Source organism: Pseudoduganella sp. R-31 (assembly GCF_049913235.1).
Lineage (GTDB): Bacteria > Pseudomonadota > Gammaproteobacteria > Burkholderiales > Burkholderiaceae_D > Rugamonas.
The window spans coordinates 4,237,137-4,253,277 of the sequence record NZ_CP183986.1 but is presented as its reverse complement, the minus strand read 5'-3'; the positions used below and the strand labels follow the sequence as shown (position 1 = coordinate 4,253,277).

Here is a 16,141-nt window from a genome sequence, read left to right as displayed (position 1 = left end):
GCCTCTCGGCAGCGAACCCCGTCAGGCGTCTTACATGCGGCGGCGACGGCGTTCCGTTGTGCGCACGGCCTTCTTGCGCGGGCTGGATGCTTTCATCACTTTGGGAGCGTTGTCGCCCGCCAGCAGGCGGCGGATGTTCAGCGCATCCATCAGGCGCGCTGAATTGCCCCCGGCGTTCAGCAGCACCAGGGTTGCTGCGCGGCCGGCTTCCGTGATGCGCATGATCAGGCAGCGGCCCGCTTCTTCGGTATAGCCGGTCTTGGACAGGCCGATATCCCAGCCCTTGGCGCCGACCAGGCGGTTGGTGTTGTGGTACTGCACCATGCGCCCCTTCATATTGATCACTTCCTCGGTATCGGTAGTGATGCGGCGGATCTCGGGATACTGGGCGGCGGCGGCAGCCATTTTCACCAGGTCGGCCGCGTTCGATGTATTGTTAGGCGACAGGCCGGTCGGTTCATCGATCCGGGTGCTGGTCATGCCGAGCTGCTGGATCTTGGCGTGCACCGCGGCAGTAAAGGCGGCCGGGCCGCCGGGGAAGGTGCGGGCCAGCGCGGCCGCGGCGCGGTTATCGGACGACATCAGCGCCAGTTGCAGCACTTCGCCGCGCGACAGGGTGGCGCCGACCGGCACGCGCGAGGTGCTGTGCTTGAGCGTATCGACATCGTCCTTGTCGATGCTGATTTGCTCGTCCATATCAAGCTTGGAGTCGAGCACGACCATTGCGGTCATCAATTTAGTCAGGGAGGCGATCGGAACAACGGCGGTGGCGTTCTTCTCGACCAGCACTTTGCCAGTCTCATCCTCGACGACAAGCACAGATTGCGAGCCCAAAGGCACGGCAAACGCGGCTGCGGAGATCGACACCAGCAGGGCTGCGGTTATTTTCTTGAACATGATGGGTTTGAGGCGTTCGTTCGGGGCGGAATATTGCTGGATTAAGGGCAATATTCTAAATAAGGACGATATCACTATCGGGTTAACTCGTCCAGCAAACGTCAATCATGCGCAACTGAACAATAAAATCCATGGCGTGCGGCACGCGCGGCGGGAATGCTGGTATTGTTATTCGATAATATTTCCTTCTTGAAATTTGCCATGTTGGTAATTGAGAGAATTGCAAAATATCGCTTGCGGGCCTGGGCTGTGGTCGCGCTATTGGCCGCGGCGGCGGCCCTGCTGGCCGGCAGCAGCTACCGCGCCAGGCTGGAACAGGCCAGGCTGGAATTATTGAATATCGACGTGCAGCGCGACGCTATTGCTGCAATGTCATTAACCCTGGACAGTAACTTGATGGGGGCGATTTCCCTGCTCGGATTGATTGAGCCGGATATCAAAAAAGACAGTACCGAACCAATTCCCGCCAACCAGCCGAAAATATCGGCCTTATTGGAAAACGTGGCCCGCAGCCAGCAAATCCAGGGTTTATTCGTGGTGGGCCGGGACGGCTTCGTCAAATCGTCCTGGGACGATAGCGGAAAACCGTCGACCGGCATCGACGTGCGCTTCCGGCCTTATTACAAGGAAGCCATCGCCGGGCGCAATAATATCTACGCCGCCGTCAGCCTGGCGCGCGGCGACCATGCCCTGTATTTCGCGGCCCCGGTCTACGCCGGCATGGCGCGCCGCGGCGATCCGGTGGGCGTGGTGGTGGCGCGCACCGGCATGGACAAGCTGGAGCGCCTGCTGGCGCGCAGCGGCCAGGCCGCCATCCTGCTGTCGCCGCAAGGCGTGGTGTTTGCCAGCAGCCGGCGCGAATGGCGCGGCATGCTGGCCGGCGAGGTGACGCCGGCCCGGGTGGCGGGCATCCGGGCCGTGCGCCAGTTCGGCAAATTGTTCGAAGAGAAGGAGCCGCGCCCGCTGCCGCTCAAGCTGGCGCCGGGCATGGTGCAGGGCGAAGGCCGGCATTTTGCGGTGGCCTCGGCCAGCGTGGACTGGCACGATCCATCCGGTGCCTGGCAGCTGGTGGTGCTGGAAGACCTGGGCCAGAGCGTGCCGCCGGGCAGCGGCCTGCCTGCCGCTGCCATGGCGGCGGCCGTGGTGCTCCTGCTCGGGGCGGCCGGCCTGCGCGCCGTGCGCAGCCAGGCGGCGCAGCAGCGCGCCCACCGCGAACTCGAACGCGTGGCGCAGGAGCAGCAACTGCGCGCCGAGCGCAAGATGCAGCTGGCCCAGGTGGCGCTGCAGATGCAGCAGGCAAGCGACCGCCATGCCCGCCTCACGGCCTTCCTCGACCAATGCCACCTGCTGTTCGGCGCCATGCAGGGCAGCATCTACGCTGCCGTAGCCGATGGCCTGGTGCTGGCCGCCAGCTATGCCTGCACGGCCCCGCCGGCGCGCTTGGCGCTGGGCGAGGGCCTGCTTGGCCAGTGCGCCCTGGAACGCGAAGCGCGCATCGTCGACGCCAGCGGCGCGGGCGCGGCATGGCGCATCCGGTCCGGGCTGGGCGAGGCGCCGCCGGGCGCCTTGCTGCTGGCGCCAGTCCAGCTGCAAGGCCGCCTGCTGGGAGCCGTGGAACTGGCGCTGCTTGCAACCCCGGATGCGGCGGCTTATGAACAATTCCTGTCAGCGCTCGACCTGCTGGCAATCAATATGACTGAGTAGGGAGGAAGCGTGGCCCGCTTACTGACGCGACTTGAAAAACTGGGCCTGACGTGGAAGCTCGCGCTGGGTTTTGGCGGCAGCCTGTTGATCACGCTGGCGTTCGGGCTGCACAACGTCACCACCCAGGCCCGGCTGCATGACGAGATCCTCGGCATCTACAAGAATGACTTGCTGGGCATCTCCGACGCCAAGGATGCGCTGATCCAGTTCGCTCAGCGCGGGCGGGCCTTGCAGCAAGCCTTGCTGGCGCGCGACAGGGCTGGCCGCGAGTATGCAATGTCCATGCTCGAAGAGGCCCAGCGCAAGCAAGACCGCGCGCTGGAGGAACTGCGTCCGCGCATCATCCGCGAAGAGAACCGCAAGAACCTGGCCGAATTCGATACGGCCTACGCCGACTATCACCTGCGCGTGGACGATGCGCTGCGCCTGTTGCGCGCCGGCCAGGTGGAGCAGGCCGTCGCCGTGGTGGCGGATCCGGCGTTCCAGGAACACGCCATCCGCGCCAATAATGCCTTGACGCGCATCGCCGAAATCAAGGAAGACAGCGCGCGCCACCAGATCGAAGAGATGCAGGCTTTGTCGCGCTACGAAAAGCAGCTCACCTATGGCTTGCTGGGCCTGAGCCTGGTGCTGGGCGTGCTTTTCAGCTACCTGGTGGGACGTTCGGTGCGGCTGCCTTCGGACCGCCTGCGCAGCGCCGTGCAGCAGCTGGCCAAGGGCAAGCTGGGTGCCGAAGTGCCGCTGACCGACTTCCCGAACGAGATGGGCAGCCTGGCGCGTTCGATCAAGGTGCTGCAGGAGGAAGCGTGCAAGATGGAGGCGCAGCGCTGGCTCAAGACCCACCTGGCGGCGATCGGCAACGACCTGCAATCGGCGGAAAGCGCGGAAGACCTGGCGACGCGCACGCTGGCGCTGCTGGCGCCGCTGGTGCAGGCTGGCCACGCGGCCTTCTACCGGCATGAGGCGGAAGAGGGCAGCCTGGCGCTGCTGGCCGGCTATGCGATGCGCGGCAGGTCCGCGGCGCAGCAGCGTTTCCTGCTCGGCGAAGGGCTGGTCGGGCAGTGCGCGGCGCAGCGCAAGCCGATCGTCATGCGCCAGGCGCCGGCGGGCTATGTGCGCATCGGCTCCGCGCTGGGCGAGGCCGACCCTGCCAGCATTGCCATCGTTCCGGTGCTGCGCAATGAACGCCTGCTGGGCGTGCTGGAACTGGCAACGCTGGAGCCTTACGGCGACCAGGCCCAGGCGCTGCTCGATGGCGCGCTGCCGGTGATCGCGATGAATATGGAAATCCTGGAGCGCAACGAGCGCACCAGGCTGCTGGAAGAGCGCAGCCGGCTGGTGCTGGGCGCCGTCAGCGACGGCATCGTCGGCCTCGACCTGGCCGGCCGGGTCACCTTCGTCAACCCGGCGGCGCCGGCCTTGCTTGGCTACGAGGAAGGCGAGCTGGTAGGCGCCGAATGGCAACAGGATGGCGAGCTGCTGAAGCGCAAGGACGGCAGCGCCTTCCCGGTGGACTACGCGGACCGGCCCATGTACAAGGATGGCGCGCAGGTCGGCTCGGTGGTGGTGTTTCGCGACATCACCGAACGCAAGCAGCTGGAAGAGCAGATCAAGCGCAGCAACTTCCTCGGCGATATCGCGCTGGAAATGACCGGCTGCGGCTACTGGGTGGTGGACTACAGCGATCCCGAATACTACACGCAGTCCGAACGCGCCGCGCGCCTGCTGGGCGAACCGCCGCGGCCCGGCGGCCGCTACCACCTGCAGGACGAATGGTTTGCGCGCGTGGTGGAAGCCGATCCCGAAGGGGCGCTGCGCGTGGCGGCCCGGGTGCAGGGCGCCCTCGACGGCAGCTACGACAAGTTCGACGCGGTGTATGCCTACAAGCGCCCGCTCGACGGCCGGGTGATCTGGCTGCACGCCGTCGGCACCGTGGTGCGCGACGAGCAGGACGGCACGCCGCGCTTCATGTATGGCGTCTACCAGGACATCACTGCGCAAAAAGCTGCCGAGGACGAGCTGCGCGTGGCCAAGGAGCAGGCGCAGGCCGCCACCCGTGCCAAGAGCGATTTCCTGGCCAATATGAGCCACGAAATCCGCACCCCGATGAACGCCATCATCGGCATGTCGCACCTGGCGCTGCAGACCAAGCTCGATAAGCGCCAGCGCAACTACGTCGAGAAGGTGCAGCGCGCCGGCGAGAACTTGCTGGGCATCATCAACGACATCCTCGACTTCTCGAAGATCGAGGCCGGCAAGATGACGGTGGAACAGGTTGAATTCGACCTCGATGACGTGCTGGACAACCTGGCCAACCTGATCGGCTTCAAGGCCGAGGACAAGGGCCTTGAACTGCTGTTCCAGGTAGCGCCGGAATTGCCGACCGGCCTGGTGGGCGATCCGCTGCGCATCGGCCAGGTGCTGGTGAACCTGGCCAATAATGCCGTCAAGTTCACCGAGCAGGGCGAGGTGGTGGTCGGCATCGAACAGTCGGCGCAGGACGCGGCGGGCGTTGAACTGCACTTCTGGGTGCGCGACTCCGGCATCGGCATGAGCGAGGCGCAGAGCGCCAAGCTGTTCCAGTCCTTCAGCCAGGCCGATGCCTCCACCACGCGCAAATACGGTGGCACCGGCCTGGGCCTGGTGATCTGCAAGAACCTGCTGGAGCTGATGGGCGGGCGCATCTGGGTCGAAAGCGCGCAAGGCATGGGCTCCACCTTCCACTTCACCGCACGCTTCGGATTGCAGGCCAACCCGAAGCCGCGCCGCATGTTCCGGGCCGACGAATTGCTCGGCGTGCGGGTCCTGGTGGTGGACGACAATGCGTCGGCGCGCGAAATCCTGTCCACGGTCGCACGCTCCTTCGGGCTGGAAGTGGACGTGGCGCTGGGCGGGCAGCAGGCGCTGGACATGGCTGCGCGTGCCGGGCAGAAGGCCATGCCGTACGACCTGATCCTGATGGACTGGAAGATGCCGTCCATGGACGGGGTGGAAACGGTGCGGCGCCTGCAATCGGGGGACGCCGGCCCGCTGCCGGCGGTGATCATGGTGACCGCCTACGGCCGCGAGGAAGCCTTGACCAGCGCGGAGGAGCGCCGGGTCCGGCTCAAGTCCGTGCTGACCAAGCCGGTAACGCCGTCCGCCCTGCTGGAAGCGGTGGGCGAGGCCCTGGGCAAGGGCGTGCTGGCCGAGGGGCGGCGCGCGGCCGAGCGCGACATGCACCAGGTCGACGTCATGGCGCGCCTGTCAGGCACGCGCGTGCTGCTGGTCGAAGACAACGAGATGAACCAGGAGCTGGCGATCGACCTGCTGGGCAAGGCCGGCATCGAAGCGGTGCTGGCGCGCCATGGGCAGGAAGCGCTGGACATCCTGGCGCAGGATGCGCGCTTTGACGGCGTGCTGATGGACTGCCAGATGCCCGTGATGGATGGCTTCCAGGCCTCGCGCGCGATCCGCGCCAATCCAGCCCTGGACAAATTGCCGATTATCGCGATGACGGCCAACGCCATGGCCGGGGACCGCGAGAAGGTGCTGGCCAGCGGCATGCAGGACCATATCGCCAAGCCGGTCAACGTGGCCGAAATGTACGCCACGCTGGCGCGCTGGCTGCGGCCGGCGCCGGGCGAGGGCCAGGCCGGCATGCTGCCTGCCGCGTCCAATGCGCACGCCGCCTCCGTCGATGCCGCCGGCGGCAAGCCAGCGCCGCTGCCGGCGCTGCCGATGGTCGACGTCCGGGCCGGACTCGCGACCTCCATGGGCGACGAAAAGCTATACCGCCGCCTGCTGGTGAAGTTCCGCGACGGCCAGCAGGACTTCGCCGCCATGTTCGTGCAGGCGCTCATGGGCGGCGATGCGACTGCGCCGGAGCGGTTGGCGCATACCTTGAAGGGCGTGGCCGGCAATATCGGTGCGCGCAGCGTGCAGGAGGCTGCGCAGGCGCTGGAGCAGGCTTGCCAGAACGGGGCCGCGCGCGAGGACCTGGAACGCCTGCTGGCAATGGTGCTGATGGAGCTCGATCCGCTGCTGGCAGCGCTGCGTGCGCTCGACGCAGAAATGCGCGGCGGCGCCGTGCACCCCGCGCTGGTGCCTGCCATGCCGGCCGCCGCACCGCCGCTTGGCCGCCTGCGCCACCTGCTGGCGGACAGCGACTCGGAAGCGGCCGAGCTGTGGGAAGCGGAGCTGGCGCAATTCAAGGCCGCCTTGCCCGATCACTGGCGACGAATTGAAAACGGAATTGGTAACCTGGACCTGGAAGCCGCGCTGGCGGCGCTGGACGAAGCAATGGCAAGCCTGGAGGAAAAGTGAGATGGAACTGGAACTGATCGCAAGGAAAACCGTGCTGCTGGTCGACGACTCGCCCGACAACCTGGTGCTGATGAACGACCTGCTGAAAGACCTGTACAAGGTGAAGGTCGCCAACAGCGGCGAGAAAGCCCTGCGCATCGCCACCACCGGCCAGCCGCCGGACGTGGTGCTGCTGGACGTGATGATGCCCGAGATGGACGGCTATGAGGTATGCCGCCGCCTGAAAGCCAATCCAACCACCCGCGACATCCCCATCATCTTCCTGACCGCCAAGTCGGAGGTGGAGGACGAACAGCTTGGCCTGGACCTGGGCGCGGTCGACTACATCACCAAGCCAATCAGCCCGGCGATCACGCTGGCCCGGGTGCGCAACCACCTGATGCTGAAGGAGCATGCCGACTTCCTGCGCGACCAGAACGAATTCCTGGAACAGGAGGTGCGCGAACGTACGCGCGAAGTTGTGGCAATCCAGGACGTCACCATCCTGGCCATGGCATCGATGGCCGAAACCCGCGATTCCGAAACCGGCAACCATATCCGCCGCACCCAGTTCTACGTCAAGGCGCTGGCTGAACGCCTGAAAGGCCATCCTCGCTTCAGTGCGGTGCTCACCGACAGCTACATCAACCTGCTGTTCAAATCCGCCCCGCTGCACGATATCGGCAAGGTCGGCATCCCCGACCGCATCCTGCTCAAGCCCGGCAGGTTCGAGCCGCACGAATTCGAAATCATGAAGACCCACACCACGCTGGGCCGCGCCGCCATCGAGCACGCGGAACGATCGCTGGGCACGCCGATGGCGTTCCTGTCGATCGCCAAGGAGATCGCTCATTCGCACCAGGAAAAATGGGATGGTTCAGGCTATCCGGAAGGGCTGGCCGGCGAAGCGATCCCGGTTTCGGCGCGGCTGATGGCCGTGGCGGATGTATACGACGCCCTGATCAGCCGCCGCGTCTACAAGGACGGCATGCCGCACGAGCAGGCGGTGCAGATCATCACCGAAGGCAAGGGAAAACACTTTGATCCCGACATAGTTGACGCATTCATCGGGTTGCAGGAGGAGTTCCGCGCCATCGCGGCGCGGTTCCATGATACCGACCATGACATGGCCGAGAAGAAGGCGCAGATTGAGCGCCTGACGAAAGCGTAAGGCTTACTTCGAGCTGTAGATCTTGTCGAACTCGCCGCCGTCGTCGAAGTGCTTTTTCTGGGCTGCGCGCCAGCCGCCGAATACTTCATCCACGGTGAACAGCGAGATCGGCTTGAAGTTGGCCGCATACTTCTTGAACACGGCGTCCGAGCGCGGGCGCAGGTAGTGCTTGGCGATGATCTCCTGGCCGCCTTCCGAGTACAGGAAATTCAGGTAGGCGGTGGCCTCCTTGCGGATGCCTTTCTTGTCCACCACCTTGTCCACCACGGCCACCGGTGACTCCGCCAGGATCGAGGACGATGGATACACCACTTCGAAGTCGTCGCCGAATTCGGCGCGCACCAGGTTCACCTCGTTTTCAAAGGTCACCAGCACGTCGCCGATCTTGCGCTGGGTGAAGGTGGTGGTGGCTGCGCGGCCGCCAGCATCCAGCACCGGTACGTTCTTGAAGATCTTGCCGACCAGTTCACGGGCCTGCGCTTCATTGCCGCCTTTCTTCAGCACCGAACCCCAGGCCGCCAGATAAGTGTAGCGGCCATTGCCCGCGGTTTTGGGATTCGGGATCACGACGGCCACGCCCGGCTTGGCCAGGTCGGCCCAGTCCTTGATTGCCTTTGGATTGCCCTTGCGCACCAGGTAGACCATGGTGGAGTAGGCCGGCGCCGCATTGTTCGGGAATTTTTTGGCCCAGTCCTGTACCACCAGGCCGCGGTCGGCCAGCATGTCGATGTCGTTGGCCTGGTTCATGGTCACCACTGACGCTTCCAGGCCATCGGCCACGGCGCGCGCCTGTTTGGAAGAGCCGCCGTGCGACTGCTTGACGGTGACGTCGACGCCCGTGCTCTTCTTGTACGCGGCCGCGAAAGCCGGGTTGATGTCCTTATACAGTTCACGTGCCACGTCATAGGACACGTTCAGCAGGGTCACTTCGGCGGCCGATGCGCTCGAAGCAAAACCGAAGGTCGCCGCGGCCAGGGCGGTGCTGAGTGCAAATGCGAATTTGTTATAAGTCATGGCAATCTCTATTGTGAAAACAGATATGCATGGTCTAGAATCTCGCGCCGAAAGGAAACTACTTATTCGTTATAAGCTTAGTCTCGGCCCCGGATAAGCTTGCGCGCACGCGGCCTCATACGGGGTTTTTGCCGCTGGTGTATATTCCGGTTATTGAATACCTGTGAGCACGCATGAGTTTTGAAATTCGCCGCGCGGAAGCGAAAGACGCCACGGCTGCCTGTGAGGTGCTGCGACGCTCAATCGCCGAATGTTGTGTGCTTGACCATAAAAATGATCCCGCCATTCTTGGTGCATGGCTTGGCAACAAGACGCCCGAAACGGTCGCGTCCTGGTTTGCTTCGCCCACCAACTATTCGCTGGTGGCGGTCGAACAGGGCGCCGTGGTCGGCGTGGCCTTGCTGACCGCGGCCGGCAAGCTGGCCCTGTGCTATCTGCTGCCCGAAGTGCGCCAGCGCGGCGCAGGCAAGGCCCTGCTGGCCTGCGTCGAACAGCAAGCCTGCAGCTGGGGCGTCAAGGCCTTGCAACTCCACAGCACTGCAACCGGCGAGGAATTCTTTGCCCGCCAGGGCTATCTGCGCGCCGGCAATGTGCGCTCGCCTTACGGTGTCGACACGGTCTTCTTCTGGAAGCAGCTAGATGGCACGGTGTGCGATGCCAGCAAGCCGAAGCGCTTCTGCGGCTGCAACTAGGGTTCAGGCGTAATAGTCGAGACCTTGTTCATGGCGCCGGAATAGTTCGACCAGCATGTCACGTTCCGACTCGTTCTTTGCCCAGTCAGGCCGCAGCTGGAAGTGCGGCTCGTCGACGATCGTGGTCCATTTTCCGCCCCATTCAAGCCCCAGGTCCTGACCGAGGCCGCCGACCACCTTGTACTTGGGCGAAGTGGGGAGGTATTTGGTGCCATCGAAGACCCCCACATCGAATGCAATGCCATAGTTGTGGTTTGACTGGCCGCCCTTGGCGTTGGTCACCTTCTTGCCCGGCGTCGTGCGGCCCTGGGCGTACAGCTTGTCCTGCTCCGCAAATGTGCGCAGGCCGCTGATTACCTTGATGTCGATGCCGATCGAAGCGGCCTTGTTGACCAGGGCCCTGGCATATGACCTGGCTGTCGGGTGCAAGGTGAGGATGACGGCTTCACTTCGTGCGTCGACATTTCCGGATAGTTCCGCCGGCACTTCCTCGCCGACGATCTTCGAATAGATGGCGGCCCAGGTGATGGGGCCGGGGCGTCCATCGGCTTCAATGCCCAGCTTGCGCTGGACTGCGCGTATCACCATTTCAGTATCCATGGCCGAATCCTCCGCAGCGTCGCCTTGTAAGATTCGTCCTATGATCTGCCGGAAAATGCCTCAAAAGTCTCGCAAATACTCACCTGTTGCCAAATTGAAGCAGCTTGTCTCGCGCAATTCGTGATAGCGTTACCAAACAGGGCCGCTAATGGAGGGATGTGCGTGAAAGTGTTGATAACGGCAGTTTTTGTTTTGGCTTCCAGCTGCGTGCAAGCGGCGCAATTCAACGTGCTGGTGTTTTCGAAAACGGCCGGCTGGCATCATGACTCGATCCCGGCAGGTGTTGCGGCGATCCAGGAGCTGGGCAAGCTGCATGATTTCAATGTGTTCTGGACCGAAGACGCCAATCGCGTTTTCAGTGACCAGGAACTGGCGAAATACCAGGCCGTGGTCTTCCTGCAGACGACCGGAGACATACTTGACTCGAAACAGAAGGGGGCGTTCGAGCGCTACATCCGTTCCGGCAGAGGTTATGTTGGTGTGCACAGTGCGTCGGACACGGAGTACGGCTGGCCGTGGTACACCAGGCTGGTGGGGCATATGTTCGACCACCATCCAGCGATCCAGACCGCCATCCTGAAAGTGGAGAACCGCAGCTTCCCGGGCATGGAGCGTTTCGCCGCGCGCAACCTGGTGACGGAAGAATGGTACGCGTTCAAGCCCGCCACCAGCAAAGTCAGCTATCTGCTGTCGGTCGATGAGACGACTTACAAGGCGGGACCCCAAGGCATGGGCGCATTTCATCCGGTCAGCTGGTACCAGGACTACGATGGCGGCCGCGCGTTCTACACTGCGCTTGGCCATCTTCCCGCGACCTACGGCGACCCGGTCTTTCGCCACCACCTGTACGGCGGTATTTACTGGGCCGCCACAGGCAATGGCCTTGAACCGCGATGATCAGCCGCCTTGCGCCTTGGCTGCTGCGGCCTTGGCGCGCAGCGTGGTGACGTTGTCGTAACCGATGCCCCAGTTATCGGTTTCCACTTCATCGATGATGACGAAGGTGGTTGCCGGGTTCTTGTTCAGTACGCGCTGCAGCAGTTCGGTCGCGCCCTTGATCAATTCCAGTTTCTGTTCGGCGGTGACGCCTTCCTTGGTGATGCGGAAATTTACGTACGGCATAGAGAAGCTCCTTTGGTTGAAATGGGGTGTTTGATGCAATACCAGGCCAGCAGCGCGCCGAGCAGCAGCAAGATGGTGGAAACGGACAGTGCGAATTTGATATCCTGGATGGCGCCGAAGATCGCGACGCCCATGGCGCCGCCCACCTGGCGCGCCGTATTCAGCACCGCCGACGCGGTGCCGGCCTGGCCGCGATCGATGGCGGCCAGGATCGAGGTGGTCATGGCCGGCACCGCGAGGCCCATGCCGGCCGGGATCAGCACCAGTCCTGGCAGCATTTCCAGGAATGTGGCGTCGTGTGCGACACCGAAGACGCCCAACAGAGCATAGCCCGCGGCGCCGACCAGCCCGCCGACGATCATCGGCAAGCGCGACCCCGCACGCGCCTGCAACCGGCCGCTGGCGATATTGGAGAAAATGAAGGTGCCGGTCAGCGGCAGGAAAACCAGCCCCGCATGCATCACTGAGAAGCCGCGCACTTTCTGCAAATGGAAGCTGAGTACGAAGATCACACCGTAATAGGCAAAGTTGACCAGGACGCCAAATAGTACCGCGCCTGAAAAACCGATGTCCCGGAACAGGCCAAGCGGCAGCATGGGCGCCGCGCTGCGCTGCTGGCTGCGAATGAACAAGGCCGCCGACACCAGGGCCGCCAGCAGCGCGCCCTGCACGAGGTGGCTGGAGGCGCCCAGCGTATTGAATTCGATCACCGCGCCGATAAACGCCGTCAGCGCAACGATGGCGAGTACCTGGCCGCTGATGTCGAATGAGCGCGCCGGATCCTTGCCGCGCAGGGCAGGGACCACGCGCAGCGTGAGCCAGAAACCCAGCACGCAAATCGGGATATTGACCCAAAAAATGCTGCGCCAGCCGGCAACACTCATCAACAAGCCGCCCAGCACCGGACCGGCTGCAATCGATACGCCGCCGGCAGCCGTCCACCAGGCGATGGCCTTGGCCAGTTGGGCGCGGTCGTGAGCGTAAGCCGTGTTCAGGATCGACAGCGAGCTAGGCACCAGCAGCGCGGCGCCGACGCCTTGCACGGCACGCGCCAGGTTCAATGCCAGCGCACCCGGCGCCATCGCACAAGCCAGCGAAGCGAGTGTAAACAGGGCAAAGCCCGACAGGAACACGCGGCGTGCGCCGAAACGGTCGCCCAGCACGCCCGCCGACAACAGGAAGACGGCAAAGCCCAAGGTATAAGCGTCGACCACCCACTGCAATGCGCTGACGCTGGCGCCCAGCTCTCGGCCGATTTCCGGCAAGGCCACGTTGACGATGGTGACGTCGAGCTGGACGATGATGAAGGCAAAGCTGGCGGCCAGCAGGACGGCGGGGGATGGCTTGTGCATGGTGAAGCTCCTTTGGATAGCTTGAACTATAAATGTCTTCACGCATCAATAAAAATGAATAATAATGAATTCATCTATCTCAATTGGAGAATGAAATGGAACTCTCCTCGCTGAGGATATTCAAGACCGTGGCCGAAGAAGGCAGCGTGACCCAGGCCGCAGCGCGGCTGCACCGGGTGCAATCGAACGTCTCGGCGCGCCTGAACCAGCTCGAGGAATCGCTGGGCGTGACCCTGTTCAACCGTTCGGGGCGGCGCATGCTGATCACCGCGGAGGGCACGCGCCTGCTGGAATACGCCGACCGCCTGCTGCGGCTGGCGGACGAAGCGCAGATGTCGGTGCGCGGCGAGAACGAGCCGTCGGGACAGCTACGTATCGGCTCGATGGAAACCACCGCCGCCGCGCGCCTGCCGCGCGTGCTGGGCGCATTCCACCGCAAGCATCCGCAAGTGGACCTGCTGCTCGATACCGGCCCGACCGACTACCAGATACAGCAGGTACTGAATCACAAGGTCGATCTCGCGCTGGTCTCCGGCCCGGTCGAGCGCCCGGAACTGGAACAGCAGCCAGTATTTGTAGAAGAACTGGTGCTGTTGACCGACGCGCTGCACGGCCCAGTCACAGGGCCGGCAGACGTGGCGCGCCGTACGCTGCTGGGTTTTCGCAGCGGCTGCTCCTACCGGCGCCGCCTGGAATGGTGGTTTGCCGACGCCGGTGTCGCCCACACGCGGATCGCAGAATTCGGCACCTTCGAAGCCATCATCGGCTGTGTTGCCGCCGGCATGGGCGTCGCCATGATGCCGCGCGAAGTCCTGAGGCAGCGCGGCCTGGGCCGCACCGTGCAATGCCACACCTTGCCGCCGGAAGTGGCCGAAGTGGAGACGGTCATGGTATGGCGCCGCGACATTCCCCACCACGCCGCCCGCGACGCCTTCATCGCCAGCTTCCGCCAATAGTAAAAAAAAAGTCGGGGTCAGGTCTGGCAATCCGCCACTTTGTGGCGGATTGCCAGACCTGACCCCGACTTTTATAGACGGAGCTAGGGCAGTGGCCGGGTTACAGGGCGGCCAGTGCTGCGTTGAAGGTTGCGCTTGGGCGCATCACGGCGGAGGTCTTGGCTGCATCCGGCTTGTAGTAGCCGCCGATGTCCATGGCGCCGCCTTGCACGGAGTTCAGCTCTTCGACGATTTTTGCTTCGTTCTCTGCCAGCGACTTGGCCAGCGGTGCGAACTTGGCTTTCAGCTCGGCGTCGTCGTTCTGCGCTGCCAGGGCCTGGGCCCAGTACATCGACAGGTAGAAGTGGCTGCCGCGGTTGTCCAGCTCGCCGGTGCGTGGCGATGGCGACTTGTTGTTGTCCAGCAGTTTGCCGGTGGCTTCGTCCAGGGTCTTGGCCAGGATCTTGGCTTTGGCGTTGCCGGTCTTGATGCCCAGCTCTTCCAGCGAGACGGCCAGCGCCAGGAACTCGCCCAGCGAATCCCAGCGCAGGTGGTTTTCTTCCACCAGCTGCTTGACGTGCTTCGGTGCGGAGCCGCCGGCGCCGGTTTCGTACATGCCGCCGCCTGCCATCAGCGGAACGATGGACAGCATCTTGGCCGAGGTGCCCAGTTCCAGGATCGGGAACAGGTCGGTCAGGTAGTCGCGCAGGATGTTGCCGGTCACCGAGATGGTGTCCAGGCCGCGCGATACGCGCTCCAGGGTGTAGCGCATGGCGCGGGTCTGCGACATGATCTGGATGTCCAGGCCGGTGGTGTCGTGGTCTTTCAGGTAGGTCTCGACCTTCTTGATCACTTCGGCTTCGTGCGGACGGTAGGTGTCCAGCCAGAACACGGCAGGCATGCCGGAGTTGCGGGCGCGGGTGACCGCCAGCTTGACCCAGTCACGGATCGGAGCGTCCTTCACCTGGCACATGCGCCAGATGTCGCCTTCTTCCACGTTCTGGGTCAGCAGCACTTCGCCGGTGGCCAGGTCGGTGATGTTGGCGATGCCGCCTTCCGGTACTTCGAAGGTCTTGTCGTGCGAGCCGTATTCTTCGGCTTGCTGCGCCATCAGGCCTACGTTTGGCACGGTGCCCATGGTTTTCGGGTCGAAGTTGCCATGCCATTTGCAGAAGTTGATCATCTCCTGGTAAATGCGGGCGAAGGTCGATTCAGGCATGACTGCCTTGACGTCGGCGGTGCGGCCGTCGGCGCCCCACATCTTGCCGCCGATGCGGATCATGGCCGGCATCGATGCGTCGACGATCACGTCATTTGGCGAGTGGAAGTTGGTGATGCCCTTGGCCGAATCGACCATGGCCAGCTTCGGACGGTTTTCCAGGCAGGCGTGCAGGTCTTTCAGGATTTCGTCCTTCTGCGACGCTGGCAGCTTTTCGATCTTTTCGTACAGGTTGACCATGCCGTTGTTCACGTTCACGCCCAGTTCTTCGAACAGCTTGGCGTGCTTCTCGAACGCTTGCTTGTAGAAGATGCGTACGCAGTGGCCGAACACGATCGGGTGCGATACCTTCATCATGGTCGCTTTCACGTGCAGCGAGAACATCACGCCGGTCTTGTAGGCGTCGTCGATTTCGCGCTCGTAGAATTCCAGCAGGGCTTTCTTCGACATGAACATGGAGTCGATGATCTCGCCAGCCTGCAGGGCGACCTTCGGTTTCAGCACGATGGTCTTGCCGGACTTGGTGATCAGTTCCATCTTCACTTCACGGGCCTTGTCCAGGGTCATGGACTTTTCGCCGTGGTAGAAGTCGCCGCCGTGCATGTGCGATACGTGGGTGCGCGAAGCCTGGCTCCATTCGCCCATCGAGTGCGGGTTCTTGCGTGCGTATTCTTTCACTGCCTTTGGCGCGCGGCGGTCGGAGTTACCTTCGCGCAGGACCGGGTTCACGGCGGAGCCGATGCACTTGCCGTAGCGGGCTTTCAGTGCTTTCTCTTCTTCGGTCTTGGCGTCTTCCGGGTAGTCCGGCAGCTTGTAGCCGGCGGCCTGCAGTTCGCGGATGCAGGCGACCAGCTGGGAAACCGATGCCGAAATATTAGGCAGCTTGATGATGTTGGTGTCCGGGTTCTGGGTCAGGGCGCCCAGTTCGGCCAGGTTGTCCGGCACTTTCTGTTCGTCGCTCAGGCATTCCGGGAAGGCTGCCAGCACGCGGGCGGCGACCGAAATGTCGCTGGTGACGACGTCGACGCCGGCTGGGGCTGCGAATTTCTGCACGATTGGCAGCAGGGAATAAGTCGCCAGCAGTGGCGCCTCGTCGGTAAGGGTGTAGATGATTTTAGACTTTTGAGACATGTTTATTCCCTCAAATGCGG

At 63.3% G+C, this 16,141-nt stretch carries 12 protein-coding genes; 6 read left to right on the top strand and 6 right to left on the bottom strand.

Features of this window, described 5'->3' with window-relative positions:
* Positions 1-30 precede the first annotated feature (30 nt).
* A complete protein-coding gene (locus tag ACN9MY_RS19235; protein WP_426162104.1) occupies positions 31-897 on the bottom strand; it encodes a serine hydrolase in 867 nt (288 codons plus the stop codon).
* 234 nt (positions 898-1,131) lie between these two features.
* Between ACN9MY_RS19235 and ACN9MY_RS19230 the strand changes: the two genes are divergently transcribed.
* Genes ACN9MY_RS19230 through ACN9MY_RS19220 form a run of 3 tightly spaced genes read left to right on the top strand, consistent with a single transcriptional unit; the run spans position 1,132 to position 8,056 of the window.
* A complete protein-coding gene (locus ACN9MY_RS19230; RefSeq protein WP_426318323.1) occupies positions 1,132-2,601 on the top strand; it encodes a cache domain-containing protein in 1,470 nt (489 codons plus the stop codon).
* 9 nt (positions 2,602-2,610) lie between these two features.
* On the top strand, positions 2,611-6,906 hold the full coding sequence (locus tag ACN9MY_RS19225) for a response regulator (protein WP_426335972.1): 4,296 nt from the start codon (positions 2,611-2,613) through the stop codon (positions 6,904-6,906).
* Between the two features lies 1 nt (position 6,907).
* The gene (locus ACN9MY_RS19220; RefSeq protein ID WP_426335971.1) at positions 6,908-8,056 is read left to right on the top strand and encodes a response regulator; all 1,149 of its coding nucleotides are present in this window, start codon (positions 6,908-6,910) and stop codon (positions 8,054-8,056) included.
* Between the two features lie 3 nt (positions 8,057-8,059).
* Here ACN9MY_RS19220 and ACN9MY_RS19215 read toward each other — a convergent pair whose 3' ends face one another.
* A complete protein-coding gene (locus tag ACN9MY_RS19215) occupies positions 8,060-9,070 on the bottom strand; it encodes a sulfate ABC transporter substrate-binding protein (RefSeq protein ID WP_426335970.1) in 1,011 nt (336 codons plus the stop codon).
* Between the two features lie 173 nt (positions 9,071-9,243).
* Here ACN9MY_RS19215 and ACN9MY_RS19210 point away from each other — a divergent pair, with 173 nt between their 5' ends.
* A complete protein-coding gene (locus ACN9MY_RS19210) occupies positions 9,244-9,762 on the top strand; it encodes a GNAT family N-acetyltransferase (RefSeq protein WP_426162095.1) in 519 nt (172 codons plus the stop codon).
* 3 nt (positions 9,763-9,765) lie between these two features.
* Here ACN9MY_RS19210 and ACN9MY_RS19205 read toward each other — a convergent pair whose 3' ends face one another.
* Positions 9,766-10,362: a M15 family metallopeptidase gene (locus ACN9MY_RS19205; protein ID WP_426335969.1), complete on the bottom strand. Its 597-nt coding sequence runs from the start codon at positions 10,360-10,362 to the stop codon at positions 9,766-9,768.
* A gap of 162 nt (positions 10,363-10,524) precedes the next feature.
* Here ACN9MY_RS19205 and ACN9MY_RS19200 point away from each other — a divergent pair, with 162 nt between their 5' ends.
* Positions 10,525-11,259: a ThuA domain-containing protein gene (locus tag ACN9MY_RS19200; RefSeq protein WP_426335968.1), complete on the top strand. Its 735-nt coding sequence runs from the start codon at positions 10,525-10,527 to the stop codon at positions 11,257-11,259.
* Here the strand turns inward: ACN9MY_RS19200 and ACN9MY_RS19195 are convergent, their stop codons facing one another.
* Together ACN9MY_RS19195 and ACN9MY_RS19190 are read right to left on the bottom strand one after the other, a co-directional pair.
* Positions 11,260-11,484 (bottom strand): 2-hydroxymuconate tautomerase family protein, encoded by a 225-nt coding sequence (locus tag ACN9MY_RS19195; RefSeq protein ID WP_426162092.1) that lies wholly within the window; start codon positions 11,482-11,484, stop codon positions 11,260-11,262.
* On the bottom strand, positions 11,472-12,836 hold the full coding sequence (locus ACN9MY_RS19190) for an MFS transporter (protein WP_426162090.1): 1,365 nt from the start codon (positions 12,834-12,836) through the stop codon (positions 11,472-11,474). Before ACN9MY_RS19190 ends, ACN9MY_RS19195 begins: the two co-directional genes overlap by 13 nt.
* 95 nt (positions 12,837-12,931) lie before the next feature.
* On the opposite strand from ACN9MY_RS19190, the gene ACN9MY_RS19185 reads away from it, so the two are divergent.
* Complete coding sequence (locus ACN9MY_RS19185) at positions 12,932-13,792, top strand: LysR substrate-binding domain-containing protein (protein WP_426162088.1); 861 nt, start codon at positions 12,932-12,934, stop codon at positions 13,790-13,792.
* A 100-nt stretch (positions 13,793-13,892) separates the two neighbouring features.
* On the opposite strand, the gene ACN9MY_RS19180 is transcribed toward ACN9MY_RS19185, so the two are convergent.
* Positions 13,893-16,121, bottom strand: coding sequence for an NADP-dependent isocitrate dehydrogenase (locus tag ACN9MY_RS19180; protein ID WP_426318321.1), 2,229 nt, complete (start codon positions 16,119-16,121; stop codon positions 13,893-13,895).
* Between the last annotated feature and the right edge of the window lie 20 nt (positions 16,122-16,141).